The organism is Brevundimonas sp. Leaf363 (assembly GCF_001424025.1).
Taxonomy (GTDB): domain Bacteria; phylum Pseudomonadota; class Alphaproteobacteria; order Caulobacterales; family Caulobacteraceae; genus Brevundimonas.
On record NZ_LMPZ01000001.1, the window covers coordinates 543,105 to 569,969 of the forward strand.

Genomic DNA, 26,865 nt, shown 5'->3' on the forward strand with positions numbered 1-26,865 from the left:
TTTCAGTCTGGCGAACCCTATTGCAGGTTCACGTCCGCCACGCCGCCGGCGTCGGGGATGGTCTTGGTCAGGTTGGCCTTGAGGATCTCGTAGCCGAAGCCCAGGGCGCCCTTGTCGGACACCCACACCCGACCCTCGTCGGCGACGAACTTCAGCAGGGTCAGATGCGCGTCCTCCTTGCCGTCCGGATACCAGGCGGCGAGAACCGGGTTCCAGTGACGGTCGATGACGGCGCGGTCGTACTGGACCGACAGGTTGCCGTGGATGCAGGCCCACACCGACTGGTCCTTCGAGCCGTAATGGAACATGGCCGACTGACCCGAGCCGACGGCGGCGTCCTTGGCAAGGTCGGTGTCGTCGCGGGTGAAGAACCAGATCGTGCCGGTCTCCTCCTCGCGGTAAGCCGTCATAGGCTGGGCGTGATAGCCCGGCTGGTCCAGGCCCAGCATGCCGGTGTTGGACTTCTTCAGGTGATCCCAGAATTCCTTTTCCGCCTCGGCGGGGGTCAGGGTCTTGTCGGACATGGCGTCGTGCTCCCAGGCAATCGCATCATCAGCGTTCCGTTGGGAAATGTCGGGCGCGCAGGGCGGTTCCTTTCGCCCCGCCTTCAGATCTGGACCCAGGCCGGTCGCTCGGCGCCCAGCAGCGTCGCCAGGTGGATCAGCAGCAGCATCAGGATCGCTGCCCCCATCAGCATCATGAAGCGCCACGGCGCCATGCGCGGGCCCTTCAGTACGTTCAGCGGCCGCGCGCCGCGCCAGGCGGCGAACAGAGTGAAGGCCAGGACGCCGGCGATCAGACTAAGGGTGACGGAGAGAGACATGCCGGCCCACTTGACCTCGACATGCCCGGATCGCAAGCGCGCAGCCCGCTGATCCTTGCTTGGCGGTTAACCTTTACCCGCTGTTAACCATGATCGCCCGAGATGAGGCGGTGTGAGCGAATGATTTCCACAGGATCGTTGGTCCAGCCCAACATCTAGCGGTTAACCACGCGTTTACACCCTGCATGTGGGCGTTTAGCGTGCGAACCACGGTTCAGCCGTGGGTCGGGAGGCGAATCAGTGAGCGCAGCCGCGCCTTGGAGCGTGAAGGGCATTGACCCGAAAGCGCGCGAGATCGCCAAGGACCTGGCTCGTCGCTCCGGCATGACGCTGGGCGAGTGGCTGAACTCCATGATCATGGAGGACGGCGACGAAGAGGAGCTGTTCACGCCGCTCTCGCGCCGCACCCACGCCGCCGACGCCTTTGACCGCCGCGGCCGCACCCGCCGGCTGGACGACGCTTATGCAGGCGGCGGCGACGACACCCTTCAACGCGTTGCCGCCTCGGTCGAGGCGATCGCGGCGCGGCTCGAGGCGGCCGAGCGTCGATCGACCGTCGCCATCACCGGCGTCGACCAGGCCGTTTCGGGTCTGGTGCGCCAGCTGGAAGCGCGCGACACGGCGGCCGCCAAATCCGACAAGCGCATCAGCGACATCGCCGACGAGCTGCGCGAGGGGCACCGCCGCCTGCGCAAGCTGGAACAGGAAACCGGCCCCGAGACCGCCGAGGCCTTCGGCAAGGTCGAGACCGCCGTCGGAACCCTGGCCAGCCGCCTCTACGACATCGAAGAGCGCCAGCGGACCAACATCAACGAGCTGCGCCTGCGCCTCGACGCCGCCGAAAAGGGCGCCGGGACGACCAATGCGGGCGAGGTCCTCAGCCAGGTCGGCGCGCGACTGGACGCCGCCCAGGGCCGCACCACCGACGCCCTGCGCCGGCTGGAGCAATCCTTCGCCGGCCTGGACCAGCGCCTGCGCACCGCCGAGGGCCGGATCGAGCCGGAGGGCGCCCGCGAGGCCGCCCGCTTCGAAAAGCTGGCCGAGGTGCTGTCCCGTCAGGTCGAGGCCAGCCGCACCGAAATGCTGCACCGGCTGGAGACGGCCGAGGCGGAAGGCCGGCTGGAGCGCGTCGAGCGCGCGCTGGTCAGCGTAGGCGACCAGGTCAAGGCGGCCGAGGAGCGGTCGGCGCGCGGCATCGACGCCATGGGCCGCGAGGTCCTGCGGATCGCCCAGAACCTGAACGGCCGGATGGAGCAGGTCGAGGCGAACGGCGCAGAGCGCATCGAACGTCTCGGGCAGACCCTGTCGCAGACCTTGGGCCAGACCCTGTCGCAGCAGGTCGAACGCGACATGACCCGCTACGCCCAGGTGGTGGAGCAGCGGCTGATCACGGCCGACGACCGTCACGCTCTGGCGCTGGAAAAACTGGGCGGCGAGATCACCCGCATCTCGGACCGGCTGTCGGACCGCATCTCCCAGTCGGAACGCAAGTCGGCCCAGGCTCTGGAAGACATCGGCCGCCGCCTGGCTGAAAGCGCGGACCGCACCGAGCAACGCTACGACCGCGCCTCGGGCGAACTGGCCGAGCGCATGCGGCTGTCCGAAGAACGCACCGCCCGCCTGCTGGCCGAGGCGCGCGAAAGCATCGAGCAGCGTCCGGCCCGGCCCGAGCCGGCCCCCGCGCCCGTCGAGGCGCCGATCGAGGCGCCGGCGGCTCACGTCGCCTCCGAGCCAGCGCAGGCCGAAATCATCCCGGACTTCGCCCAGCCCGACTGGCGCGCCGCCGCCTTCGCGGGCGCAGCCGAACCGGCCGCAGAGCCCGCCGACGATCTCTGGGTCGCCGATCCCGCGCCCTTCCCGAGCAGCGTGTTCGCCGCCGCCGCCGCGCCTGAGCCGGTGATCTACGCGCCCGAGCCGGCGCCTGAGCCTGAACCCGCTACGGTAGAGTCGTGGTCCGAGCCGGTTCACGCCTTCGGCGCCTTCGGCGGCGCCCGGGTGGACGACGCGCTGGAGGCGACCGCCCCAGAGGCCGCGCCCTTCGGCGCCCCCAACCTTTCGGCCCAGGCCTTCGGGTCGTCCGCCCCTACGGCCCCGACCTTCAGCGATTTCGACGCCGGCGACAGCGGCTATGCGGCCGAGACCGAGTTCGTCGATCAGAACGCCCTGCGCGCCGCCGCCGCAGCCGGCCGCGCGGCCTCGACGCGGTCGGCCATCGACGCGGCCCGCGCCGCCATGGCCGAACCGGCCGACGCTCCCGCCCCCCAGGCTGCCTTCGGCCGTTCCAAAAAGGGCGGCAAGTCCCGCCTGCAGGAACGCCTGGACCAGCAGGCCAATCGCGACGGCTCGACCATCCGCAAGGCGCTGGTGGCCTCGGCCGTCTCGGCCGCCATCATCGGCGGCGGCTATGGCTATGTGCGGCTCAGCGACGGCGCGGGCATCCCGCTGCCGGGCGCGGACCAGCCGACCGACGCCGCGCCCATCGCGGCTCTGGCCCTGACGGCGACCGACGCCACCCCTTCGTCGTCCGAGGACGCCGCCGCCCTGTTCGCCGAGGCGGGCGAGAAGATCTCGGCCGACAAGCCGGGCGGCGTCGAGACCCTGCGCCGCGCCGCCGACATGGGCTATGCGCCGGCCCAGCTGCAACTGGCCGGCCTGTACCAGACCGGCGAGCATGGCGTCGCGACCGACACGGGCGAGAGCCGCCTGTGGGTGCGCCGCGCGGCCGAGGGCGGCGACGCCCAGGGCATGCACGCCTACGGCATGTATCTGTTCGACGGCGTGGGCGGCGGTCGCAACCGCGCCGAGGCGCTGGACTGGCTGAAACGCGCCGCCGAGAAAGGCCTGGTCGACAGCCAGTACAACGTCGCCCGCCTGTACGAGAACGGCGACGAGGGCATCGCCAAGAACCCTTCGGAAGCCTTGAAGTGGTACACCGTCGCCGCCCGCGCCGGCGACCAGCAGGCCCAGGCGGCCGTCAATCGCCTGACCCCCGCCGCCACCGCCGAAGCCCGCCGCGCCGCCCGCAAGGCGGCCGACGCCTTCCAGGCCCAGGCGGCGGGGTGAGTCTTTTGTTCCCCCTCTCCCAGAGGGAGAGGGCTTGAGCGCCTGAGAGCGTAGCGATCAGTCTTGCGCGAAAGGGTGAGGGGTTCGCCCTGTCCTGTTGGCCGCCCACCCCTCACCCTTTCGGCTTGGCCAATCGCCTCCGGCTCTTGGAGCCTCAAGCCCTCTCCCTCTGGGAGAGGGAAAGCGGGTGGCGACTCCCGGCGCATCAGTCTAACTGAAGCTTCCGCTCCCGAACGCCCGAGGCCCGCGCTCCTTGGAGATTTATCTGCCGATCGCCGAGGTTTCGGTGAACTGGCCGCTCCTGGTTCTGCTAGGCGGGCTGGTCGGCTTCGTCTCGGGTCTGTTCGGCATCGGCGGGGGCTTCCTGATGGCGCCCGTGCTGGTCTTCATGGGCATCCCTCCGACCGTCGCCGTGGCCAGCCAGGCCAGCCACGTCGTCGCCTCCTCGACCTCGGGCGTGATCCGCTACGGCGGGCTGAAGCAGGTCGACTACCGGATGGGCGGCCTGATGGCCGTGGGCGGGGCCCTCGGCGCCCTGCTCGGAGTGGAGCTGTTCCGCTATCTGCGCCTGCTGGGCCAGGCCGACCTGTCGGTGGCGGTCAGCTACCTGATCTTCCTGGGCGCCATCGGATCCCTGATGCTGAACGAGAGCCTGAGGGAAATCCTGCGGCGCCGGCGCGGCCTGCCCGTTGTGCGCAAGGAGCGGCGACGGCCCCTGTGGCTTTACGGCCTGCCGTTCCGATACCGCTTCCCCCGCTCGGGCCTCTACATATCGGCCATTCCGCCGTTCGGCCTGGGCGTCTTCGCCGGCGTGCTGTCGGCCATTATGGGGGTGGGCGGCGGCTTCGTCCTGGTGCCCGCCATGCTCTATGTGCTGCGGATGAAGGCCAATGTCGTGGTCGGCACCAGCCTGTTCCAGATCATCATCACCACCGCCATCACCACCATCCTGCAGGCCGGGCGCAACCAGACGGTCGATATCGTGCTGGCGACCCTGCTGCTGGTCGGCGGGGTCGTCGGGGCGCAGCTGGGCGCGCGATTCTCCGGCCGGTTCCGCGCCGAGGAACTGCGCGCCGCGCTCGGCCTCATCGTGCTGCTGGTCGGGGTGCAGATGGGGCTGGGGCTGTTCGTGCGACCCAGCGACCTGTTCCTGCTGGCGCCCGGAGGCGGCGGATGATCCCCGTCCCCGCCCTGGAGACCCCGCCCGCCATCGCGGCGCCGGCGCCCGAGCGTTCGGTCGCGACAGACGCCGAGCTGCGCGTCGCCGCCGCCCTGACCGAGGCGCGCGTGCACGTCGATTCCAGCTTCCGGGGCGCCGACATCGTCCTGTACGGCGCCGTCTTCAATCCGACCGACCGGCCGGTCGACGTCGTGGTGGTGGTGCGCGGGCCCGAGGCGCCGGTGCGTCTGGTCCAGAAGGTCCAGCGCGCGGGCGTCTGGATCAACAGCCGTCCCGTCCTGTTCGAGGGCGCCCCCGGCTTCTACATGACCGCCTCGACCCGGCCGCTCAGCGACATCGCCAACTTCGGCCAGTTGCGGCGCCTGGGCGTCGGGGTCGATCACCTGCGCATCAACGCCCCGGACGAGCGGCGCACGGTCACCCGCTACGGCGTGCGCGACGTGGTGGTGAGCCGGCTGGGCGATGACTATCTGGACTGGCGCCGCGCCGTCATCCGGCTGAAGGAGGCGGCGGCGCTCTACGACACCGACCCGGACGGGGTGACCTTCGTGGACCGTGGCCTGTTCCGCGCCGAGGTTAAGCTGCCCGCCGTCGCGCCGACAGGGCAGTATTACGCCGAGGTCTGGCTATTCCAGGACGGGGCGCCGGCGGCGGTGTCCAACCTGACCCTGACAGTCGAGAAGATCGGCTTCGAACGCGACATCTATGAGTTCGCCCATCGGCGGCCGTGGAGTTACGGCGTCCTGTGCGTCCTGCTGGCGGCCGCGATCGGCTACGGGGCCAGCCGCGTGTTCCGGAGAAGCTGATGCCCACCGCTCGCACCGTCGCCTGGGGCCTGGCCCTGGCCGGACTGATCCCCTTCTTCGGCTGCGCCGGTCTGGCGCTGTTCGCGCCGGATGGGGGCGACGTCTGGCTGACGCCGCTGGGCGCCTACGGTGCGATCATCCTGTCCTTCCTGGGCGGCGCGCGATGGGGGCGGGAACTGGCCGAGCCGCAGCCCAGGGCGCTGCCGCTGGTGCTCAGCAACCTGCCCGCCGTCGCCGCCTGGCTGACCTTTTTGCCGAGCGTGCCGCACGCGTTCCAGTTTCTGGTGCTGATCTTCGGCTTCATCGCCATGCTGTACTGGGACTTCCGCGACCAGCCGACCTGGTACCGGCCGCTGCGCCTGGTCGCGACCGTCGGCGCGGCGCTCAGCCTCGGCGTCGTCATGCAGTCGCTCTAGAGCAACCGCCCCCACGCGATGGCATGCACCCTGTCCCGGCCCAGGGCCGCCGCCATGGGCCGCTCGGCGAACAGGTCGGCGATGGCCGGATCGCGGACGTTCAGCCCGCCGGTGAAGGCCCCGAACGCCGGCAGGATCAGCCGCCGCCCGTCCGTCACGAAGCAGGACGCCCGCACGCCGCGGCCATAGGCGGCGACCTTGGCGCAGGGGTGCAGGTGGCCCGCGACCTCGCCCGCCTGCGGCCCCGACTGCGGTTCGTGGATCAGGTGCAGGCGGCCCAGCGACATCGTTTCGACCACCCGACCCGGCAGGCGCTCCAGCGCGCCGCCCAGCGCGACGCGGTCGTGATTGCCCTCCAGCCAGACCCAGTCGCGCCCCGCCGCCAGCGCCTCGATCGCCGCGATGTCGCCGGGCGCCAGCCGGGCCAGCGCTTTCGAGTCATGGAAGCTGTCGCCCAGCAGCACCACCGTCTGCGGCTGCAGCTCGGCCACCTCTGCGGCCAGCTTGGCCAGGGTCGCGGCGCTGTCATAGGGCGGCAGCATCTGGCCGCGCGCGGCGAAGGCCGAACCCTTCTCCAGGTGCAGGTCCCCAGCCACCAAGGCCGAGAAGGCCGGCAGCCACAGCGCGCCGGAGCAGCGCAGCACGCAGGTCTCCCCCTCAACCCGCACGGTCAGGCCGCCGCACGGGCGACGGGCGGGGGAGAGGAGGGATTTCAGGGCAGGGCTCATCCTTCTCCCCTCGGGGAAGAAGGTGGGCGCCGAAGGCGCTCGGATGAGGGGTTGGCGCCAGCGCGCGTAGACGCCGGCGATGAGCCTGCGGCCAACCGCCCCCTCATCCGTCTCGCTCCGCGAGCCACCTTCTCCCCCGAGGGGAGAAGGACATGCGCGACCGCCCTCACTGCATCAGCTCCGGCGGCGCGTCGTTCATCACCTCGGCGATCAGGTCCTCGGCGCTTTCGTCCAGGATCATGTCGGCCGCCGATCCGCCGACGCGCTCGCGCCCGATCTGGACCAGCACGGGCACGCTGAAGGGCGACGCGCGCTCCAGCCGCTCATGCCGGATATGGCCCTGGATCCGCCCCAGCATCTGGCCCAGGCGCGCGACGTCCAGCAGGCCCGACGCGGCGTCGGACCGCGCGGTGCGCAGCAGCAGGTGGTCGGGCTGGTGGCGGCGGAGCACGTCGTAGATCAGGTCGGTCGAAAAGGTCACCTGCCGGCCCGTCTTCTCGGCGCCCGGCTGCTTGCGCTCGATCAAGCCGGAGATGAGGGCGCAATTGCGGAAGGTGCGCTTCATCATGAAGCTTTCCTCCAGCCAGCTCTCCAGATCGTCGCCCAGCATATCGGGCTCGAACAGGCGGTCCAGGTCCAGCCCGTCCATCGGCCGGATCGACCAGATGGCGAAGGAATAGTCTGTGACCACGAACCCCAGCGGCCCGATGTCCAGCCGGTCCAGCCGCCGCGTCAGCAGCATGCACAGGGTGGTGTGCGCCAGCCGCCCCTCGAACGGATAGGCCAACAGGAAATGCCGGCTGCCGCGCGGGAAGGTCTCGACCAGCAGCTGCTCCGCCTGCGGGATCGCCGAGCGCGTCTCCTGAAGCTCCAGCCACTCCTGCACGTCACCGGGCAGCACGCGCCAGTGGTCGCGGTCCTGCACCATCGCCCGCACCCGCGCCGCCAGCGACGTCCCCAGCGGGAACTGCGATCCGCCGTAGGACGGGATCTTCGGGTCCTTGTGCACGGCCGGCAGCACCAGGGCGTCCATTCCGGCCACCGCCTGGAAGGCCCAGACCTGGCCGGCGAAGACGAAGGTGTCGCCCGGCGTCATCTGCTCGAAATACCACTCCTCGACCTCGCCGATCTTACGGCCGCCCGTCAGCTGTTTGCCCCGGCGCGAGGCGATGCGGACGTTCAGGTTCGAGGCGGCGACGATGGCGCCGACGTTCATGCGGTGACGCTGGGCCACCATCTGGTTGCGCACCTTCCAGCGACCGTCCTGCGTCTTCACGATGCGCGCGAACCGCTCATAGGTGCGCAGGGCGTATCCGCCGGTGGCGACCAGATCGACCACCTCCTCGAACCGTTCCCACGGCAGGTCCTTGTAGGGGGCGCTGGACCGGACCTCGTCATAGAGATTTTGCAGGTCGAACGGCTCGGAGCAGGCGCAGCCCATGACGTGCTGGGCCAGGGTATCCAGGGTGCCGGTATGCTTGGGCTCCCAGTCGAAGGCGTTTTCGGCCACCGCCTCGCGCGCCGCCTGGCACTCCAGCATCTCGAAGCGGCTGGCGGGGACCATCAGGGCGCGGCTGGGCTCGTCCAGACGGTGGTTCGCCCGGCCGATGCGCTGGACCAGCCGGCTGGCCCCCTTGGGCGCCGCCAGCTGGATGACCAGATCGACGTCGCCCCAGTCGATGCCAAGGTCCAGCGTCGAGGTGCAGACGACCGCGCGCAGATCGCCCCGCGCCATCGCCGCCTCGACCTTGCGCCGCTGCTCCGCCGCCAGCGAGCCGTGGTGCAGTCCGATCGGCAGATCGTCGTCGTTCATCGCCCACAGCGACTGGAACACGAACTCGGCCTGCCAGCGCGTATTGACGAAGATCAGCGCCATACCCGCCTGTTTGATGGCGGCGTAGACCTCCGGAATGGCGTGGGCGCCGGTATGCCCGGCCCAGGGCACATGCCCCTCGCTGACCAGCACATCCACCACAGGCGGCGCGCCGGGATCGCCCAGGACGATGGTGACCTTGCCTTCTCCCCTCGGGGGAGAAGGTGGGCCGCGAAGCGGCTCGGATGAGGGGATGGTCTGCTCCAGGCTGGACGCCCGCAGGGTGTCCGAACCGTCCCCCTCAACCGTCATGCTGCGCACGCCACCTTCTCCCCCGAGGGGAGAAGGGTGAGGTTTCAGCCAGTCCGCGATCATCGCCGGATCGTCGACTGTCGCGCTCAAGGCCACCCGCCGCATCGCCGGCGCGTATTGCTGCAACCGCGCCAGTCCCAGGCTCAGCAGGTCCCCCCGCTTGCCGCTCCAAATCGCGTGCACCTCGTCCAGCACCACGCACTTCAGATCGGCGAAATAGGCCCGCGACCCCTCCCACGCGCAGAACAGCGCCAGCTGCTCGGGCGTGGTCAGCAGGATGTCCGGCGGAAACTCGCGCTGGCGTTGGCGCTTCGAGGCCTTGGTGTCGCCCGTCCGGCTCTCGACATGGATGTTCAGCCCGATCTCGCGGATCGGTGTCATCAAGTTGCGTTCCACGTCGGTGGTCAGCGCCTTCAGCGGCGACAGATAGAGCGTATGCACGCCGGACCCCGGCCCGAACGCCGGCCGAGGCCCCCGCTCCGCCAGCTCCACCAGCGTCGGCAAAAACCCCGCCAGCGTCTTGCCCCCGCCGGTCGGCGCGACCAGCAGCGCATGCTCCCCCCGCCCGGCCGCCGCCACCATCTCCATCTGATGCCGCCGAGCGCTCCAGCCGCGCGACGCGAACCAGGAGGCGAAGAGGGGGGGAAGGGTCGAGGTCACGCGCTCCATGGCGACAAAACGCGGCAACCGGTGTGTTCGAAGTGCCGGGTGTTGCGGGTGACGATGGTCAGGCCATGCACATGCGCCGTCGCGGCGATCATTTCGTCCGCCATCTCGGATGCCTGACCTGCCGCGCGCTGGGCTTCGGCCAGGGACGCCCACCGCTCGGTGACGCCCAGGTCGATAGGCAGAATACGCTCGTCGAAGCGCAGGATGAGCTCGGCGAGCCAGTAGTCCAGATCGTCCCGCCGTCGACTGGGTTCGAGCCGGACGATCCCGCGTCGCAACTCCCCCACCGTAATCACGCTCAGATACAGGTCGGAGAGCAGCTGGTCGTTCAGCCAGCGGACGACGACGGGATCGGGACGCGCGCGTTTCGGCTCGCTGATCGCATTGGTGTCCAGCAAGAACATCAGAATGGATCGATGTCTCGCGACGGCCGACGATCCCGTTCCAAGTCAATGTCTTCAAGGGACGGCCCGTTCAGCAACCAATCCTTGAAATCACGCGAGGCGCGCGGATCCTTCAGGCGCTTGAAGTCCTCCGCCGAGACCAGCACCGCCGCTGCCTCGCCATGTAGGGAAATCTCCTGCGGGCCCTCGCTGCGCGACCGACGGATGACCTCCGAGAGGTTGTCCTTCGCCTTGGCGACACTCCAGTTCACGACCGGTCTCCACATATAGCCAGAACGTATGGCCATATACGCCTTTAGCGCCCGCGTCAAAGAAATGTTCTCGTTCCGTTTCGCGCGCATCGTCGCTATCTTCCAATCGTGACCCTGGATTCCCTCCAACCCGCGACCGTGACCGGCGCCGAGCCGTGGCTCGCCTTGCCGCCCGCGCTCGCCACACCGCCAGGCGCGGGGGCGATCTGTGACGCCGAGGGGGCGCGCAAGATCGGGCGGGGGGCGGCCGAGGGGGCGTTTACGACGGCGCCGGTGATGGTGGCGCACGCCAGCCTGACGGCGCGGCGGCTGGGGCTGGCGGCGCCGGGGCGGTCGCAGGATCTGCTGGACGTGCTGGAGCTGTTCGCCTTCGCAAGGCCCGCGCGGTTCTGCGCGCCCTCGGCGGCGGGGCTGGCCCTGTCGCTGGGGCTGAGCGAGCCGAAGGGGGCGGAGGCGCAGGCGGCGGCGCTGCGCGAGGCGGCGCGGCTGCTGCTGCTGGAGCTGGCCTCGCCCGCCTATCCGGGACGGGAGGAGGCGTTCGGCCTGAACGAGACGCTGGGCCGGGCGGGCTGGGCCTGGTCGCCCTTTGTGGCGGGGGCGTTGCAGCATCAGCCGCTGCGGCCGCGCCAGCATCGCAGCGCCGGTATCGACGCCTGGGCCCGGCTGCCGGAATGGGAGGACGAGGCGCCGCGAGGAGAGGCGGGGTCCGCGCCGGTCGACAGCGAGAGCGCGCGCATCCGCCTGGAGAAGCTGTTGCAGGCGTCCGGTCTGGATGAGAGCCGGCCGACCCAATCCGATTACGCCGCCGAGGCTGCCTTCGCCTTTTCGCCGCGCAACGAGGAAGGGCGTCCGCGCGTGCTGCTGGCCGAGGCGGGCACCGGCACGGGCAAGACCCTGGGCTATCTGGCCCCCGCCAGCCTGTGGGCCGAGCGCAATCAGGGGGCCGCCTGGGTCTCGACCTACACCCGCGCCCTGCAACGCCAGATCGACCGCGAGAGCGCCGCCCTGTGGCCCGATCCGGCCGAGCGCAAGAAGAAGGCCGTGGTCCGCAAGGGGCGCGAAAACTACCTCTGCCTGCTGAACCTGCAGGAGATGGTGCATGCGGCCCAGCTGGGGAACGGCGACCTGATCGGCATGGCCCTGGCCAGCCGCTGGGCGATGCACAGTCGCGACGGCGACATGACCGGCGGCGACTACCCCGGATGGCTGCCCGGCCTGTTCGCCACCACCGCCGGCCATCAGGCCAGCCCGGCAAACCTCGTCGACCGGCGCGGCGAATGCGTCCACGCCGCCTGTCCGCACTACCGCGTCTGCTTCGTCGAGAAGACGATCCGCGCCAGTCGCCGGGCCGATCTGGTCGTCGCCAACCACGCGCTTGTGCTGACCCAGGCCGCCTTCGACGGCGCCCGCTCGGCGCGGGGGCTGAAGTCGGACGGCGAGACGGCGGCGCTGAAGCGCATCGTCTTCGACGAGGGCCACCATCTGTTCGACGCGGCCGACAGCGCCTTCTCCGCCTGCCTGTCCGGCCAGGAGGCGGCTGAGCTGCGCCGCTGGATCCGGGGGCCGGAGGGGCGCGGACGGCGGGGCCGGGGGCTGGAGCAGCGCCTTGGCGACCTGTGCGCCGACACGCCCGACGCCCTGACGGCCCTGAACGACGCCATCCGCGCGGCGGCCCAGCTGCCGGGCGAGGGCGTGTCCGGCCGCATCGCGCCGCCGTCGGGGGAGATGAACCCGGTCGGGCCGATCGAGCGGTTCCTGGCCGCGTCGCTGGAGCAACTGCGCGCGCGGACGTCCGAGGGATCGCAACCGGGCGGCGCGGACTTCGGCATGGAATGCGCGCTGCGCCCGGTCACGGAGCCGGTGCTGGAGACGGCGCGCGAGGCGGCCCGGGCGATCCAGGCGGTCGAGGCGCCGCTGCTGGCCTTGGCCCGGCATCTGGAGGACATCCTGGACGACGAGGCGGCCGAGCTGGACGGCGGCGCCCGCGCGCGGATCGAGGGGGCGCTGCGGGGTCTGGACCGGCGCGCGCGGATGACGCTTCCGGCCTGGCGGTCGATGCTGGCGGCGCTGGACAACGACACGGGCGAGGCGGACCCGGACTTCGTCGATTGGCTGTCGGCCGAGGCCGCCTTCGGCCGCATCCACGACGTGGCCCTGCGCCGCCACTGGATCGACCCGACCGTGCCGCTGGAGGCCGCGGTCGTCGTGCCGTCCCACGGCGTGCTGATCACCTCGGCCACCCTGTCGGACCCGATGGCCGACGATCCGTTCGATATGGCCCGCCTGCGCACCGGCTCGGCCCGTCTGATCGAGCCGGCGCGCACGCTGAAGGTCGACAGCCCCTTCGACTACGCCGCAAACAGCCGGGTCATCGTCGTCACCGACGTGGCCAAGGACGACCCGCGCCAGACGGCGGCGGCGATGCGCGAGCTGTTCCTCGCGGCCGGCGGCGGTGGGCTGGGCCTGTTCACGGCCATCCGCCGGCTGAAGGCGGTGTACGAGCGGCTGGGCCCAGACCTGGCCAAGGCCGGCGTGCCCCTCTACGCCCAGCACGTCGATCCGCTGGAGGTCGGCGCCCTGGTGGACGTGTTCCGGGCCGAGCAGGACAGCTGCCTGCTCGGGACCGACGCCGTGCGCGACGGGGTCGATGTGCCGGGGCGGTCGTTGCGCATCCTCGCCTTCGACCGTGTGCCCTGGCCCCGCCCGGACCTGCTGCACAGGGCGCGCCGTCTGAAGTTCGGCGGCGAAAGCGCCGCCGGCCGCGCCTATGACGACGCCCTGGCGCGCGCGAAGGTGGCCCAGGCGTTCGGCCGCCTGATCCGCCGGGCGGACGACAAGGGCGTCTTCGTCATGCTCGACGCCGCCTGCCCCACGCGCCTCTTCGCCGGCCTGCCGCCCGGCGCGGAGGTGCAGCGCATGACCCTGGTCGAGGCGATCGAACTGACGGGCGGGTTTCTCCAAACCTGACCCTCTCCCTCTGGAAAAGGGTCGCCAGACGGCCCTTATCGTCGCGCCCTGATCTGCTAAGGGAGCCGCATGACCGACGTCGTCCGCCATAGCCGCAAGGGCCTCTTCGCCCCCTTCATCATCGTGGGCCTGCTGCTCGCCGCCTGGACCGGCTGGTGGTTCTATTTGGCCAGTCAGGTCGAACAGCGGCTGGACGCCCAGATGACGGTGCTGCGCGGGCAGGGCTGGACCATCAAGGACGGCGGCCGTTCGCTCAGCGGCTGGCCCTTCCGCGTCAGCCTGACCTACGCCCATCCGTCGATCCTGGCGCCGTCCGGCCACGGCCTGGCCGGTCCCGCCCTGAAGGCCGAGGCCAACGCGTGGGATCCGGTGAAGTGGGTCGTCGTGGCCCCCGACGGCCTGACCCTGACGCGGCCGGGCAAGGGCAAGGTCGGCGTCCGCGGCGATGCGGTGCGGATGAGCGTCCACGGCCTGACCCAGCGCTGGCCCAATGTGGCGCTGGAACTGGTCAATCCGGTGTTCCAGCCCCTGCCGGGCGCCGAGCCCTTCCCCATCGCGCGGGCGGCGCGGCTTGAGTTCTACATGCGCCCGCACAAGGCTGCGACGACGGCGGCGGCCGACGACGTGGACGTCCTGTTCCGCCTGATCGAGGCCGAGGGTCGGACGCGCGGACCGGTCGAGGGCCTGGCCCAGGACGGCAAGCTGACCATCCAGGCCGAGGCGGTGATCGAACGCGCCAGCACGCTGACCGGCATGGATGCGGCGGGGGTGTTCTCGCACTGGACGGCCGCCGGCGGCCGTTTCACCCGCGTGCGCGGCGAGGCCCAGGCGGGCGAGGGCCGCGCCACCCTGTCCAGCGACCTGCTGGTCGCCGGCCCCGACGGCCGCCTGACCGGCGATGTGTCGCTGAAGGCCGTGAAGCCGCTGCCCGCCATTTCCGGCCTCGCGCGGTCGGGCTCGGGCGCCGTCAACCGCGTCGGCGCGGCCGGCGCCGCGGCCGCCACCGCCGTGACGGGCGGGCAGGGCGATGTCGATCTGGTGCTGCAGTTCCGAAATGGCCGCACCTATCTGGGGCCCTTCGCCTTGGCCCCGGCGCCCAAGCTGTTCTGATGCTGACCGAGCCGACGCTCGATCCGGCTCGGCTGGAGGCCGAGCGTGCGCTGGCGGCCGCGGCGGCGCGGGTGGCGACCCTGCCAGGGGGGGAGCCGGACGCCGAGGTCATCGCCCTGCGCGAGGCGCTGTCCGGCCTGACGTCCGGGCAGAGGCGGGTGCTGATGGCGGCGCGAGGTCGGCTGGGCCGGGCGCCGACCGTTTTCGGGAACGCCGCCGCCCTGCTGTCGGCCGATCGTCACGGGCTGGGGTCAGCCGCTGTCGCGACCGTCGAAGAGGCCTTCAAGGCGGCGCGCAGGGGCGCGGCCGTGCTGGCGGATGTCGCCGGATCGGGGTGGTGGGCGCGCCTGCTGGCCGAGCCGGCTCTGCGCGTCGTCGCCGCCCTGCCGGACGACGGGTCGCCGCCGCGCGCCCTGCGGATCGAAATGCGCCAGCCCGGTCCGACCGGCGGCGACCGCACCTTCTGGGTCACCGATGCGCGCGAGCCCACGGCCCGCATCGTCGCCGCCCTGTCGGACGCCGGCCTGGTCGCCGAGCCGTTGGCCGAGGCGCGCGGCTTGAAGCTGTTCGCGCTGGCGGGCTATGTGCAGGCCGACGATCCGCGCCTGGCCGATGCGCCCGGCGCCCTCAGCGGCGTCATCGGCGCCGCGCCTGTGTTCTAGGACTCACTCATGACAGACACGACGGCTCCGGCCCCGCGGCCCGGCATCCTCGACATCGCCCCCTATGTCGGCGGCAAGTCCGCCATCGCCGGCGTGGCCGAGCCGATGAAGCTGTCGTCCAACGAGAACGCCCTGGGCGCCGGCGATAAGGCGCGCGCGGCCTATGAAGCCGCGATCAGGAACCTGGCCATCTATCCCGACGGCCGCGCGACCAAGCTGCGCACCGCCGTCGCCGAGCACCACGGGCTGGAGCCCGAGCGGCTGATCTTCGGCAACGGCTCGGACGAGGTTTTCGCGCTTCTGAACCAGACCTACCTCAGCCCAGGCGACAACATCGTCACCGGCGAATACGGCTTCCTGGCCTACCGCATCAGCGCCATGGCCAACGAGGCCGAGGTGAAGTCGGCGCCCGAGCCCAACTACAAGGCCGAGGTCGACGCCCTCTTGGCCCAGGTCGATGAGCGGACCAAGATTGTCTACGTCTCCAACCCCTCCAACCCGACCGGCAGCTACAACTCCGGCGACGAGATCCGCCGCCTGCACGCGGCCCTGCCGCCGTCGATTCTGCTGGTCGTGGACGAGGCCTATGCCGAGTTCGTCACCGAGCCGGACTGGGAGACCAGCTTCCCCCTGGCGCGCGACGCCCAGAACGTCGTGGTCACCCGCACCTTCTCCAAGATCCACGGGCTGGCCGGCCTGCGCATCGGCTTCGGCTATGCGCCCGTGGCCGTGGCCGAGGCGGTCGACCGCATCCGCCTGCCGTTCAACGTCTCGGTGCCGGGCATCGAGGCGGCGGTCGCCGCGCTGGGCGACGAGGCCCACGTCGTCGCCTCGCGCGAGCTGGTCCAGCAATGGCGCCCGCGCCTGACCCAGGCCATCAAGGGTTTCGGCTTCGACGTCCTGCCCAGCGCGGGCAACTTCGTGCTGGTGAAGTTCGCAGACACCGCGCACGCCACGGCCGCCAGCGACTTCCTGAACTCAAAGGGCATCATCGTGCGGCCGGTCGGCGGCTACGGCCTGCCTGATTGCCTGCGCATCACCGTGGGCACGGACGACCAGAACCGCGCGGTCCTGGACGCGCTGAGCGAGTTCGCGGGGCGCTGAGCCCCACACGAAAACGCGACGGCCGGTCGATCCAGCCGTCGCGCCTCATGGTCTTATCGAATGACCGTCCCCATCGAGGGGACCGCCGGCCTTATCGCGCGTCGGCTTCGACCGAGGGCTGACCGCCGTCCAGCGGCGCGTCGGCGAGGGCGCTTTCGACGTCGTCGCCCTGGAAGGTGCGGGTCTCGGCGGGGATTTCCGGGTGGCCTTGCAGTTCGGCCATGGCGCTTTCCTTGCGCGCCCGCATGCGGGCGGCCAAGTCGTCCATGTCCAGGCCGGCTTCGCGCGCCTGGGCGAACATGCCCTCGACGTACTGTTCCTCTTCCTCGACGTGGTGCTCGATCATCTCGGACAGCACCTTGACCTTGGCGTCGTAGAAGGCCTCGTCCGGACCGCCGGCCTCGATCTCGTTGATCAGGGTCTTGGCGGCGTCGTGCTCGACGTAGGATTCGTTCAGCAGGTCATCCTCGATCAGGCCGCGGCAGGCCGGATAGAAGATTTCTTCCTCGATGATGGTGTGGACCTTCAGCTCCAGGCACGCCTGCTCGGCCAGCGCCTGCTTCTTGTCCGCGCTGGTCGCCTTCTCGAACTGCTCGAAGATGTCCTCCACCTTGCGGTGATCGGCCTTCAGCATCGCGATCGCGTCCATCTCTTCGTAGGTCTTGGCCATGGGGTCTCTCCAGATAAAGCGGGGGGCTTCGGCGGTGGTAAGCCCCTGCTGACACGCGTGTTCCGTGCGCCCCCCAAGCTGAGAGTCGTTCGCGCGAATAACCGCCTGGGGTGTCGTGCAGCCGACTCTCCACGGGCGTTTTGAGCCCTCGTGCGTTCATCAGCCGACATTTCGGAGCATGCGATGATCGACCACATCGGCCTGGCCGTCAGCGACCTGGAACGGTCGCGAACCTTCTATGCGGCGGCGCTGAAGCCGCTCGGATACGCCCTAATCGGCGAGCCCTTCGAGAACGAGACCGGCGGCCGTGTCGTCATGTTCGGCGTCGGCGGCCAGCCGGACTTCGTCATCGCCGACGGCGAGCGGCCCGGCGAAGGCAACCACGTCGCCTTCGGCGTGGCCACGCGGCCGGAGGTGGACGCCTTCCACGCAGCCGCCCTTCAGGCCGGTGGGCGGGACAATGGCGGGCCGGGTCTGCGGCCCCGATATGGGGCGAACTACTACGCCGCCTTCGTGCTCGATCCGGACGGGTTCAACATCGAGGCGGTCTGCCACGCGGCGGAGTGACCGCCGCCGAACTGTTACTTGACGTTGACGTAAACGTAGGCTTTGTGGCGACCAGCCTCGATTCCGTCCTTTTAGGAGACGCTCACCATGGCCGACGCCTACATCTACGACGCCGTGCGCACGCCGCGCGGCAAGGGCAAGAAGGACGGGTCCCTGCACGAGATCACCGGCCTGAGCCTGGCGACCCAGGTGCTGGAGGCGCTGCGCGACCGCAACGGCCTGGACACCTCCAAGGTGGACGACGTCATCCTGGGCTGCGTCACTCCGGTAGGCGAACAGGGCGCCGACATCGCCCGCACCGCCGTGCTGAACGCCGGCTGGTCGCAATATACGGCGGGCGTCCAGATCAACCGCTTCTGCGCCTCGGGCCTGGAAGCGGTGAACATGGCGGCGGCCAAGGTGAAATCCGGCGAGGCCGACTTCGCCGTCGGCGGCGGCGTCGAGGCCATGAGCCGCGTGCCGATGGGCAGCGACGGCGGCGCCTGGCCGGTCGATCCGTCCAGCGCCTTCTCGACCTATTTCGTGCCGCAGGGCGTCTCGGCCGACATGATCGCATCCAAGTACGGCTTCACCCGCGATGACGTCGACGCCTATTCGGTCGAGAGCCACAAACGCGCGGCCCGGTCTTGGGCCGAGGGCCGGTTCAAGCGCTCGGTCGTGCCGGTGAAGGACCAGCTGGGCCTCAACATTCTGGACCATGACGAGACGATTCGTCCGAACACGGACATGCAGACCCTGGGCGCGCTGAACCCGTCCTTCGCCATGATGGGCGAGATGGCCTTCGACAGCGTCATCAACCAGCGCTACCCCGAGGTCGAGCGCGTCAATCACGTCCACACCCCGGGCAACAGCTCCGGCATCGTCGACGGCTCGGCCGGCGTGCTGATCGGCTCGCTGGAAGCCGGTCAGGCCCTGGGCCTGAAGCCGCGCGCCAAGATCCGCGGCGGGGCCTCGATCGGCTCGGAGCCGTCGATCATGCTGACGGGGCCGGAGTATGTGACCCGCAAGCTGCTGGGCAAGCTGGGCATGACAACGGCCGACATCGACCTGTGGGAGCTGAACGAGGCCTTCGCCGCCGTCGTGCTGCGCTACATGCAGGCGCTGGATATCCCGCACGACAAGATGAACGTGAACGGCGGCGCCATCGCCATGGGCCACCCGCTCGGCGCAACCGGCGCCATCATCACCGGCATCGTGCTGGACGAACTGGAGCGGTCCGACAAGGAAACCGCCCTGATCACCCTGTGCATCGGCGGCGGCATGGGCACCGCCACCGTCATCGAACGCGTCTGACGTCTTAGCCGGGCGCGTCAGCGCCTAGAAAAGGGTTCATCACAACGACCACAACGAATTCACGACGATCACAACGAGCGCCGAGCCCGTAGTGTCCGCTGTGCCCCCGTTGTGTCCGTTGTGACGAACTGAAATCGGTCAGCCCAGGCTGACGTTTCAGAATGAAGGGCCTTGGGCCAATGGAAAACTTCAAGATCGACGTCGACGCCGACGGCATCGCCCTCGTCACCTTCGACGTGCCGAACCGGTCGATGAACACCCTGACCTCGGGCGTGATGGCCGAGATCCCGCAGGTGGTCGAGCGCATCAGGACCGACGACGCCATCAAGGGTGCGGTGCTGACCTCGGGCAAGGCGAGCGGCTTCTGCGCCGGCGCCGATCTGGGCGATATGGCCGGCGGGATGCTGGCGGGCGGGTCGCTGCAGGAGGCGTTCGACGCCGGCTGGAAGCTGAACGGCGCCCTGCGCGCGCTGGAGACCTGCGGCAAGCCGGTGGCGGCGGCGATCAACGGTCTGGCCCTGGGCGGCGGGCTGGAGCTGACGCTGGCCTGTCACTATCGCGTGGTTGGCGACAGCCCCAAGATCCAGCTGGGCCTGCCCGAGATCAAGGTCGGCCTGTTCCCCGGCGGCGGCGGCACCCAGCGGCTGACGCGACTGATCGGCGTCATGGCGGCCATGACAGCCATGAGCGAGGGCAAGTCCTTCCGCCCGGCCGAAGCCAAGGGCGCCGGCATCGTGCACGAGGTCGTGCCGGTCGGAACCGAGGTCGAGGCCGCCAAGGCCTGGATCAAGGGCGGCGGAAAAGCCCAGCAGCCCTGGGACAGCAAGGATTTCAAACTGCCCGGCGGCGGCCCCTATCACCCGGCCGGCATTCAGAACTTCCTGGTCGGCAACGCCATGCTGCGCAAGCAGTCCTACGGCAACTATCCGGCTGTCGTGAACCTGATGAAGGCCGTCTATGAGGGCGTGCAGGTGCCGATGGACGCCGCCCTGCGCATCGAGACCCGCTACTTCATCAAGACCCTGATGACGCCGCAGGCCCAGGCGATGATCCGCTCCCTGTTCCTGTCCAAGCAGGAGCTGGACAAGGGCGCCGTGCGCCCGGCCGGCGTGCCCAAGTCGGATCCGAAGAAGGTCACCGTCATCGGCGCCGGCATGATGGGCGCCGGCATCGCCTATGTGCAGGCCCTGGCCGGCATCGAGACCGTCCTGATCGACCAGACCCAGGAAGCCGCCGACAAGGGCAAGGCCCACGTCGAGGAGCTGCTGAAGAAGCGTCTCTCGCGCGGCCAGATCGATCAGGCCAGGTATGACGCCCTGCTGGCCTCCGTCACCGCCACCACCGACTACGACCTGATCAAGGGCTCGGACCTGGTGATCGAGGCGGTGTTCGAAAACCGCGAGATCAAGGCCGATGTCACCAAGCGCGCGGAGGCCCAGCTGGCCGAGGGCGCCGTGTTCGGATCGAACACCTCGACCCTGCCGATCACCGGCCTGGCCGAGGCCTCGGTGCGCCCGGAGGACTTCATCGGCATCCACTTCTTCTCGCCCGTCGACAAGATGATGCTGGTCGAGATCATCCTGGGCGAAAAGACCGGCGAGGCGGCGATCGCCAAGGCGCTGGACTACGTCCTGAAGATCAAGAAGACGCCGATCGTCGTCAACGACTCCAGAGGCTTCTACACCTCCCGCTGCTTCTCCACCTTCCTGATGGAAGGCATGGCGATGCTGGAGGAGGGCTATGCTCCGGCCCTGATCGACAATGTCGGCCGCATGACCGGCATGCCGCGCGGCCCCCTGGAGATGCACGACGACGTCGCGCTGGACCTCTCCTACAAGATCGCCAAACAGACCCGCGAGGATCTGGGCGACAAATATGTGCCCAACGAGGGCGAAGGAATCGTCAAGGCGATGGTCGAAGGCGGCCGCTTCGGGCGCAAGAACGGTCTGGGCTTCTACGACTACGCGTCCAAGCCCAAGACCCTATGGCCGGGCCTGGCCGAACTGGCGCCCGTCACCAAGGCCATCGACGGCCCCGAAGAGCCGGGCGCCCTGTCGCAGATCGAAGAGTTGAAGACCCGCCTGCTGTATCGTCAGGCGGTCGAGGTGGCGCGCTGCTGGGAAGAGGGCGTCATCGACGACCCGCGCGAGGCGGACCTGGGCGCCATCCTGGGCTGGGGCTTCGCGCCCTGGACCGGCGGCCCCATCAGCATGATCGATCAGATCGGCCTGAGCGCCTTCGTCGAGACCGCCGACCGTCTGGCGGCGACTTATGGCGACCGTTTCAAGGTGCCCGGCTTGCTTCGCGACATGGCGGCCAAGGGCGAGACCTTCTACGGCCGCTTCGCCCCGGAAAAGGCGGCGGCCTGACACGAAAACGGCGGCGCTGGATCCAGCGCCGCCGTCCATCATCCGGGTGCGGACGGATCAGTTTGTGAACTGATGCACCGTGCCGTCGATCTCGCACATGTTGACGTGGTACTCCGTGTATTCCTGACCGTCGTCGAACGTGTAGCTGAAGTCGTAGTCGCAGTCCGGCAGGTTGTCCGTGACGGTGATGTTGACCGTCTCGCCCGGCGCGATCACGCCCGAGAGGATGTCATCGCTCCAGTTTTGGCTGCTGGACGGGCCATAGTAGATGTTGGTGATGGTCTGGTCCGAGTTGTTCTCGATCGAGAAGCCCAGAGTGACCATTTCGGCATGGGCCGCGCCGGCGAAGGCGAGCAGGCCAGCCGTCGCCATGGCGGCGATCGCTTTACGCATGAACATGGAATATTCCCCCGCGGCTCTTGATGGCCGCGCGTGAAATCTAGCACTTCCACGCCGTTCCACCAGTGCCGCCCAAAGGTTAGCCCATGATCGCTCGCACGATCCGCACCGACGGTCTGACCCAGCGGGTGCTGGAGGCCGGACCGCAGGACGGGCCGCTGGTGCTGCTGCTGCACGGCTTTCCCGAACTGGCGGTCAGCTGGCGGGCGCAGATCGAGGCGCTGGGCGCGGAGGGTTACCGGGCCGTGGCGCCCGACATGCGCGGCTATGGCGGTACGGAAAAACCGGAGGACGTGGCGGACTATTCGATCCTGCAGCTGGTCGGCGATGCGGTCGATCTGGTGCGGGCGCTGGGGCGGGACAGCGCCGTGGTCTTGGGCCACGACTGGGGCGGACCGGTCGCCTGGCACTGCGCCCTGATGCGGCCCGACATCTTCCGAGCGGTGGCCAGCCTGTCGACGCCGTTCCAGCCACGCCGCGCGGGTGGGCTGCCGCTGGCCAGCATGGCCGCCATCGCCAAGCGCTCGGGCATGGGCGACCTCTACATCAACCGCTTCCAGGCGGCGGACGCGCACCTGCCGATGGACGCCGATCCGGCCAAGGCGCTGCGCAAGATGTTCTGGAGCTATGATGGCGCGACGCCGGCGGACAAGCGCTCGACCGGCTTTCTGACGCCGGGCGTCAGTCTGCTGGACAGCATCGATGACGCCGCGATCCTGCCGCCGTGGATGACGCCCGAGCATTTCGCCGAGTACGTCGAGGCCTTCACGGCGGGCGGGTTCGACGGGCCGCTGAACTGGTACCGGGCGCTGGACTTGAACTGGTCGCTGACGGCGTGGCTGCAGGACAAGCGGATCGAGGTCCCGGCGCTGTTCATCGTTGGGGAGGACGATCCCGTGCGCTTCTACGCCGGCCGGCACGAAGCGACGCTAAAGGACTGGGCGCCGGGCCTGCGCGCCTCGCACGTCCTGCCGGGCGCGGGGCACTGGCTGCAGCAGGAGCGGCCGGAGGAGGTGAACCGGTTGCTGCTGGGCTTTCTGGCGGGGCTTTAGACCCAAGCTCTCCGCTCATCCCGGCGGAAGCCGGGAACCAGTTCTTTAGCCAAGGTCGCTACGGCTGAAGTGGTGCGCGGAGTTCTCACTGGATCCCGGCTTCCGCCGGGATGAGCGGGGTAAACGGATCAGGCCGCCATCGCCCGCCCCAAATCCGCCCGCACCTCGGCCGTGATTTCCAGGCTCCGCACCCGGTCCTTCAGGTCGAACATCATCCCCGTGACCATCAGCTCATCCACGCCGGTCTGTGCGATGAACTGCGCGATCCGTTCACGGACGGTCTCCTTGGCGCCGATCGCGGAATACTTCAGGCGCGAAGCCACCGCCGCCTGTTCCGAGGGCGTCAGCACGGCGTTGACGTCGTCCACCGGCGGCGGGACCAGGCCCGGCCGGCCGCGCACGACGGCGGCGAACGACTGCATCATCGTGGTGGCGACGCGGTTGGCTTCGGCGTCCGTATCGGCCGCGAACACATTGATCGCCGCCATCGCGTAGGGCTTGGCCAATCGCGCCGAGGGCCGGAAGCGGTGGCGATAGATCTCCAGCGCCTCCATCAGCATCTCGGGCGCGAAGTGGGAGGCGAAGGCGTAGGGCAGGCCCAGATGGCCGGCCAGCTCCGCGCTGAACAGGCTGGAGCCCAGCAGCCAGACCGGCACCCGGCTGCCGTGACCCGGGACGGCGCGCACGCGCTGGTGCTCGGTAGCCGGCTCCAGGAAGGCGATCAGCTCCTGCACGTCGCGCGGGAACTGGTCGGCCGCTTCGAAATAGCGCCGCAGCGCCCGCGCCGTCTCGCCGTCCGTGCCGGGCGCGCGGCCCAGGCCGATGTCGATGCGGCCGGGGTGCAGGGCGTCCAGCGTGCCGAACTGTTCGGCCACCACCAGCGGCGCGTGGTTGGGCAGCATGACGCCGCCGGACCCGACACGAATAGTCTTCGTCCCGGCCGCGACGTGGGCCAGCACGACGGCGGTCGCAGCCGAGGCGATGCCCGGCATGTTGTGATGCTCGGCCAGCCAGAACCGCTGGTAGCCCAGCCGCTCGGCCGCCTGGGCCAGCGACAGGCTGTCGCGCAGCGCCTGGCCGGCGTCAGAGCCTTGGACGATGGGGGACAGGTCGAGAACGGAGAACGGGATCATGGGCGAGAGATCGTATCGATCGCCGCCCGTTCAAGAACCCTGACTGTTGCTTTTGCCGCCCCCACCCCCAAACCGTCATTCCGGGGCGAGCGCAGTGAAGAACCCGGAACCCAGGAGATCATGCCCGGCGGTCGATGCATCATCTGGCAAAGCTCGTCGCCCTGGGTTCCGGGTTCCACTGCGCGGCCCCGGAATGACGACAAGGGTTTACGGATAGCTGACCACCGGCGGCGTGGGCGGTTCGTCGGGCAGGGGGATGAACTCCAGATCGTCCTCGGCCGGCAGGGACATCCGCCCGGCCTTCCAGTCCGCCTTGGCCTGGTCCATCCGCGCCTGCGACGACGAGACGAAGTTCCACCAGATCAGCCGCTCGCCTACCGGTTCGCCGCCCAGCACCATGACCGAGGAGGGGCGCAGCGCCTTCACCGTCGGCTCGCCGGTCGCGGCCAGCACGGCCATCTGGCCCTCGCGGATCACCTGGTCGCCGACCTCGATCTCGCCCTTGGCGACATAGATGGCGCGCTCGCTCATGCCGCCCGCGCCCTTACCTGGCGGCGGCGCGGTGCGCACGCCCTCCTGCAGCTCCCAGTGCACATAGAACAACGGTGACGACACCGGCGCGGCGGCCCTGGCGCCGTAGGCCTCGCCCGCCACCAGACGCGCGAACAGGCCCTGGTTCTCATAGGCCGGCTGGGCGTCCTCGCCGAAGTGGTGGAAACTGGGGTCGATCTCCTCGGCCTCGGTCGGCAGGGCGATCCACGCCTGCATGCCGTGCATGGGGCCCCCTTGCGCCTTCTTCAGCGGATCGGTGCGCTCGGAGTGGACGATGCCGCTGCCGGCCGTCATCCAGTTGACCTCGCCCGGCCGGATGGCCTGGGTCGCACCGGTGTTGTCCCGGTGCATGATCTCGCCCTCGAACAGATAGGTCAGGGTCGACAGCCCGATGTGCGGGTGCGGCCGCACATTGATGGCGTCGGCGCCCGGCGCGAACTCCGCCGGCCCCATCTGGTCCAGGAAGATGAACGGCCCGACCATCCGCCGGCTATGAAACGGCAGGACGCGGCCGACCTCGAACCCGCCCAGATCCTTGCGCCGCGCGTCGATGATGAGTTCGATCATGGTCCTGTCCCTCCGCGGCCCGGGGAGCGGCCGGCGCGAACGGGATTATCCGACGTGCGGCGTCACGATGCCAAGAGGCAGGGCGGTCACATTCTTCACGCCGCGCGTGACGATGTGGCTTTCGCAGTCCGAGACGATGGCCAGGCTCAGCAGCTTGTCGCGCAGGAACTGGTCGAAGGCGTGCATGTCGGAGGTGATGATCCGCAGCACATAGTCCTCGCGCCCGGTGATGGTGGCGCACTGGACCACCTCGGGCCAGTTGGCGACGGCGGTTTCGAACAGGTCCAGGTTCTCGCGCGACGGCAGGCTCAGCTTGACGATGGCGTAGACCTCGAAGTCCAGGCCCAGCAGCGAGGCGTTGAGAAGCGTGACCCGCTTGCGGATCAGGCCCGAGTCCTCCAGTCGCTTGATCCGGCGCCAGCAGGGCGAGGCCGACAGGCCGACACGGTCGGCAACCTCCGCCACCGACAGACCGGCGTCCTGTTGCAGAATATCCAGGATGCGGGCGTCGATGGGATCCAGCTGTTCGGCCAAGGCGTTCCTCCGTTTATTATTATGGCGAAATAAAATACCCTCGAACGCCTAAACGCAAGGTCGGAATGAGCGAGCACGACCCGAACGGCCATGCTATGCCGGTGGCTGAGGAAACGCGTACGGATCAACCGCACGAAGGCTGAAATGACGAAAAATGCTCGTCCGCTGTCCCTGAGAGTCCCCGAGCCTAAGGGCCGGCCCGGCGATGCGCCGGACTTCTCGGGTCTGATCCTGGATGCGGCCGGCGCCGTGGACCGGCCCGACACGGCGGTCGAGCCCGCCGCCATACGCGACCTGGCCTTCCGGCTTGTCCGGGTGCTGGACGAGGACGGCAAGGCCGTGGGGCCGTGGAATCCGCGTCTGGACGCCGAGACCTTGCGCCGGGGGCTGGTGGCGATGATCCTGACCCGCGCCTTCGACGACCGGATGCACCGGGCGCACCGTCAGGGCAAAACCAGCTTCTACATGAAGTGCACCGGCGAAGAGGCCATCGCGGTGGCGCAGGGCATGGTCTTGCCGCGCGAGGACATGGGCTTTCCCACCTATCGCCAGCAGGGGCTTCTGATCGCGCGCGGCTATCCGCTCGTCGACATGATGAACCAGATCTATTCGAACGCCGCCGACCCCATCAAAGGGCGGCAGCTGCCGATCATGTATTCATCGAAGGAATTCGGCTTCTTCACCATCTCGGGCAATCTGGGCACCCAGGTGCCCCAGGCGGTCGGCTGGGCCATGGCCAGCGCCTACAAGGGCGACGACAAGCTGGCGGTCGCCTGGACCGGCGACGGCGCCACGGCGGAAGGCGACTTCCACAGCGCGCTGACCTTCGCGGCGGTCTATCGGGCGCCCGTGATCCTGAACATCGTCAACAACCAGTGGGCAATCTCGTCCTTCCAGGGCATCGCCGGCGGTGACGAGACCACCTTCGCCTCCAAGGCCATCGGCTATGGCCTGCCGGCGCTGCGGGTCGACGGCAACGACTTCCTGGCCGTCTGGGCGGCGACCCAGTGGGCCGAGGAGCGTGCGCGCGCCAACCTGGGCGCCACCGTGATCGAGCTGTTCAGCTATCGCGGCGCCCCGCATTCCACCTCCGACGATCCGACCCGCTATCGCCCCGCGGACGAGGCCGACCTTTGGCCGCTGGGCGATCCGATCCAGCGCCTGCGCCAGCACCTGACCGTCATCGGCGAGTGGGATGACGCCCGGCACGAGGCCGCCCTGCGCCACGCCGTCGAACAGGTCCGCGACGCGGGCAAGGCGTCCGAGGCCGTCGGCACCCTGGGCCAGTCGCGCCCGTCGGTGAAGACGATGTTCGAGGACGTCTATGCGACCGAGGACTGGCGCCTGGTCGAACAACGCCGCGAAGTGGGGGTCTGATCATGAGCGACGCGACCTTCACCGAAGCGGACCGCACCGACGGC

The 26,865-nt window shown here is 69.6% G+C and carries 24 protein-coding genes; 13 read left to right on the forward strand and 11 right to left on the reverse strand.

Features of this window, described 5'->3' with window-relative positions:
- Positions 1-17: 17 nt before the first annotated feature.
- A complete protein-coding gene (locus ASG17_RS02610; protein ID WP_056098661.1) occupies positions 18-524 on the reverse strand; it encodes a pyridoxamine 5'-phosphate oxidase family protein in 507 nt (168 codons plus the stop codon).
- An 83-nt stretch (positions 525-607) separates the two neighbouring features.
- Entirely contained in the window at positions 608-823 is a 216-nt protein-coding gene (locus ASG17_RS02615) for a hypothetical protein (RefSeq protein ID WP_056099027.1), read from the reverse strand.
- Between the two features lie 240 nt (positions 824-1,063).
- Between ASG17_RS02615 and ASG17_RS02620 the strand changes: the two genes are divergently transcribed.
- The 4 genes from ASG17_RS02620 (at position 1,064) to ASG17_RS02635 (ending at position 6,288) form a co-directional block, all read left to right on the forward strand.
- Positions 1,064-3,886 carry a hypothetical protein gene (locus ASG17_RS02620; protein ID WP_235560341.1) on the forward strand — a complete coding sequence of 941 codons (2,823 nt, stop codon included), beginning with the start codon at positions 1,064-1,066 and terminating at the stop codon, positions 3,884-3,886.
- Between the two features lie 253 nt (positions 3,887-4,139).
- Positions 4,140-5,063, forward strand: coding sequence for a sulfite exporter TauE/SafE family protein (locus ASG17_RS02625; protein WP_056098665.1), 924 nt, complete (start codon positions 4,140-4,142; stop codon positions 5,061-5,063).
- Positions 5,060-5,872 carry a TIGR02186 family protein gene (locus ASG17_RS02630; protein ID WP_056098666.1) on the forward strand — a complete coding sequence of 271 codons (813 nt, stop codon included), beginning with the start codon at positions 5,060-5,062 and terminating at the stop codon, positions 5,870-5,872. The genes ASG17_RS02625 and ASG17_RS02630 overlap by 4 nt, the downstream gene beginning before the upstream one ends.
- The gene (locus ASG17_RS02635; RefSeq protein ID WP_082496068.1) at positions 5,872-6,288 is read left to right on the forward strand and encodes a DUF3429 domain-containing protein; all 417 of its coding nucleotides are present in this window, start codon (positions 5,872-5,874) and stop codon (positions 6,286-6,288) included. The genes ASG17_RS02630 and ASG17_RS02635 overlap by 1 nt, the downstream gene beginning before the upstream one ends.
- On the opposite strand, the gene pdeM is transcribed toward ASG17_RS02635, so the two are convergent.
- The 4 genes from pdeM to ASG17_RS02655 all read right to left on the reverse strand — a co-directional run bounded on the left by pdeM (position 6,285) and on the right by ASG17_RS02655 (position 10,465).
- Complete coding sequence (gene pdeM, locus ASG17_RS02640) at positions 6,285-7,016, reverse strand: ligase-associated DNA damage response endonuclease PdeM (RefSeq protein ID WP_056098668.1); 732 nt, start codon at positions 7,014-7,016, stop codon at positions 6,285-6,287. The two genes, ASG17_RS02635 and pdeM, sit on opposite strands and share 4 nt — an antisense overlap.
- Before the next feature lie 166 nt (positions 7,017-7,182).
- On the reverse strand, positions 7,183-9,801 hold the full coding sequence (locus ASG17_RS02645) for a ligase-associated DNA damage response DEXH box helicase (protein WP_255353991.1): 2,619 nt from the start codon (positions 9,799-9,801) through the stop codon (positions 7,183-7,185).
- Complete coding sequence (locus ASG17_RS02650) at positions 9,798-10,214, reverse strand: type II toxin-antitoxin system VapC family toxin (RefSeq protein ID WP_056098673.1); 417 nt, start codon at positions 10,212-10,214, stop codon at positions 9,798-9,800. Before ASG17_RS02650 ends, ASG17_RS02645 begins: the two co-directional genes overlap by 4 nt.
- Complete coding sequence (locus tag ASG17_RS02655) at positions 10,214-10,465, reverse strand: type II toxin-antitoxin system Phd/YefM family antitoxin (RefSeq protein WP_056098676.1); 252 nt, start codon at positions 10,463-10,465, stop codon at positions 10,214-10,216. The genes ASG17_RS02650 and ASG17_RS02655 overlap by 1 nt, the downstream gene beginning before the upstream one ends.
- A 138-nt stretch (positions 10,466-10,603) precedes the next feature.
- Here ASG17_RS02655 and ASG17_RS02660 point away from each other — a divergent pair, with 138 nt between their 5' ends.
- The 4 genes from ASG17_RS02660 to hisC all read left to right on the forward strand — a co-directional run bounded on the left by ASG17_RS02660 (position 10,604) and on the right by hisC (position 16,308).
- Positions 10,604-13,432: an ATP-dependent DNA helicase gene (locus ASG17_RS02660; protein WP_056099032.1), complete on the forward strand. Its 2,829-nt coding sequence runs from the start codon at positions 10,604-10,606 to the stop codon at positions 13,430-13,432.
- 69 nt (positions 13,433-13,501) lie between these two features.
- Complete coding sequence (locus tag ASG17_RS02665) at positions 13,502-14,542, forward strand: DUF2125 domain-containing protein (protein WP_056098678.1); 1,041 nt, start codon at positions 13,502-13,504, stop codon at positions 14,540-14,542.
- Positions 14,542-15,204, forward strand: coding sequence for a hypothetical protein (locus ASG17_RS02670; protein WP_056098680.1), 663 nt, complete (start codon positions 14,542-14,544; stop codon positions 15,202-15,204). Before ASG17_RS02665 ends, ASG17_RS02670 begins: the two co-directional genes overlap by 1 nt.
- Positions 15,205-15,213: 9 nt before the next feature.
- Positions 15,214-16,308: a histidinol-phosphate transaminase gene (hisC, locus tag ASG17_RS02675; protein WP_056098682.1), complete on the forward strand. Its 1,095-nt coding sequence runs from the start codon at positions 15,214-15,216 to the stop codon at positions 16,306-16,308.
- Positions 16,309-16,399: 91 nt separating this feature from the next.
- On the opposite strand, the gene ASG17_RS02680 is transcribed toward hisC, so the two are convergent.
- The gene (locus ASG17_RS02680) at positions 16,400-16,978 is read right to left on the reverse strand and encodes a hemerythrin domain-containing protein (RefSeq protein ID WP_082496070.1); all 579 of its coding nucleotides are present in this window, start codon (positions 16,976-16,978) and stop codon (positions 16,400-16,402) included.
- 183 nt (positions 16,979-17,161) lie between these two features.
- On the opposite strand from ASG17_RS02680, the gene ASG17_RS02685 reads away from it, so the two are divergent.
- The 3 genes from ASG17_RS02685 to ASG17_RS02695 all read left to right on the forward strand — a co-directional run bounded on the left by ASG17_RS02685 (position 17,162) and on the right by ASG17_RS02695 (position 21,207).
- A complete protein-coding gene (locus tag ASG17_RS02685; RefSeq protein ID WP_056098684.1) occupies positions 17,162-17,545 on the forward strand; it encodes a VOC family protein in 384 nt (127 codons plus the stop codon).
- Positions 17,546-17,632: 87 nt separating this feature from the next.
- A complete protein-coding gene (locus ASG17_RS02690; protein ID WP_056098686.1) occupies positions 17,633-18,838 on the forward strand; it encodes an acetyl-CoA C-acetyltransferase in 1,206 nt (401 codons plus the stop codon).
- A gap of 179 nt (positions 18,839-19,017) precedes the next feature.
- The gene (locus ASG17_RS02695) at positions 19,018-21,207 is read left to right on the forward strand and encodes a 3-hydroxyacyl-CoA dehydrogenase NAD-binding domain-containing protein (protein WP_056098688.1); all 2,190 of its coding nucleotides are present in this window, start codon (positions 19,018-19,020) and stop codon (positions 21,205-21,207) included.
- Between the two features lie 57 nt (positions 21,208-21,264).
- Here the strand turns inward: ASG17_RS02695 and ASG17_RS02700 are convergent, their stop codons facing one another.
- Positions 21,265-21,606, reverse strand: a complete 342-nt coding sequence (locus ASG17_RS02700) for a hypothetical protein (RefSeq protein ID WP_056098690.1) — start codon at positions 21,604-21,606, stop codon at positions 21,265-21,267.
- An 86-nt stretch (positions 21,607-21,692) separates the two neighbouring features.
- Between ASG17_RS02700 and ASG17_RS02705 the strand changes: the two genes are divergently transcribed.
- Positions 21,693-22,658: an alpha/beta fold hydrolase gene (locus tag ASG17_RS02705; RefSeq protein ID WP_056098692.1), complete on the forward strand. Its 966-nt coding sequence runs from the start codon at positions 21,693-21,695 to the stop codon at positions 22,656-22,658.
- Positions 22,659-22,786: 128 nt separating this feature from the next.
- Here the strand turns inward: ASG17_RS02705 and ASG17_RS02710 are convergent, their stop codons facing one another.
- The 3 genes from ASG17_RS02710 to ASG17_RS02720 all read right to left on the reverse strand — a co-directional run bounded on the left by ASG17_RS02710 (position 22,787) and on the right by ASG17_RS02720 (position 25,444).
- Positions 22,787-23,791 carry an LLM class flavin-dependent oxidoreductase gene (locus tag ASG17_RS02710; RefSeq protein ID WP_056098695.1) on the reverse strand — a complete coding sequence of 335 codons (1,005 nt, stop codon included), beginning with the start codon at positions 23,789-23,791 and terminating at the stop codon, positions 22,787-22,789.
- Positions 23,792-23,998: 207 nt separating this feature from the next.
- The gene (locus tag ASG17_RS02715) at positions 23,999-24,910 is read right to left on the reverse strand and encodes a pirin family protein (RefSeq protein WP_056098697.1); all 912 of its coding nucleotides are present in this window, start codon (positions 24,908-24,910) and stop codon (positions 23,999-24,001) included.
- Positions 24,911-24,955: 45 nt separating this feature from the next.
- Positions 24,956-25,444, reverse strand: coding sequence for an Lrp/AsnC family transcriptional regulator (locus ASG17_RS02720; RefSeq protein WP_056098698.1), 489 nt, complete (start codon positions 25,442-25,444; stop codon positions 24,956-24,958).
- A gap of 144 nt (positions 25,445-25,588) precedes the next feature.
- Here ASG17_RS02720 and ASG17_RS02725 point away from each other — a divergent pair, with 144 nt between their 5' ends.
- Entirely contained in the window at positions 25,589-26,821 is a 1,233-nt protein-coding gene (locus ASG17_RS02725) for a thiamine pyrophosphate-dependent enzyme (RefSeq protein ID WP_056098700.1), read from the forward strand.
- Positions 26,822-26,865: the final 44 nt, after the last annotated feature.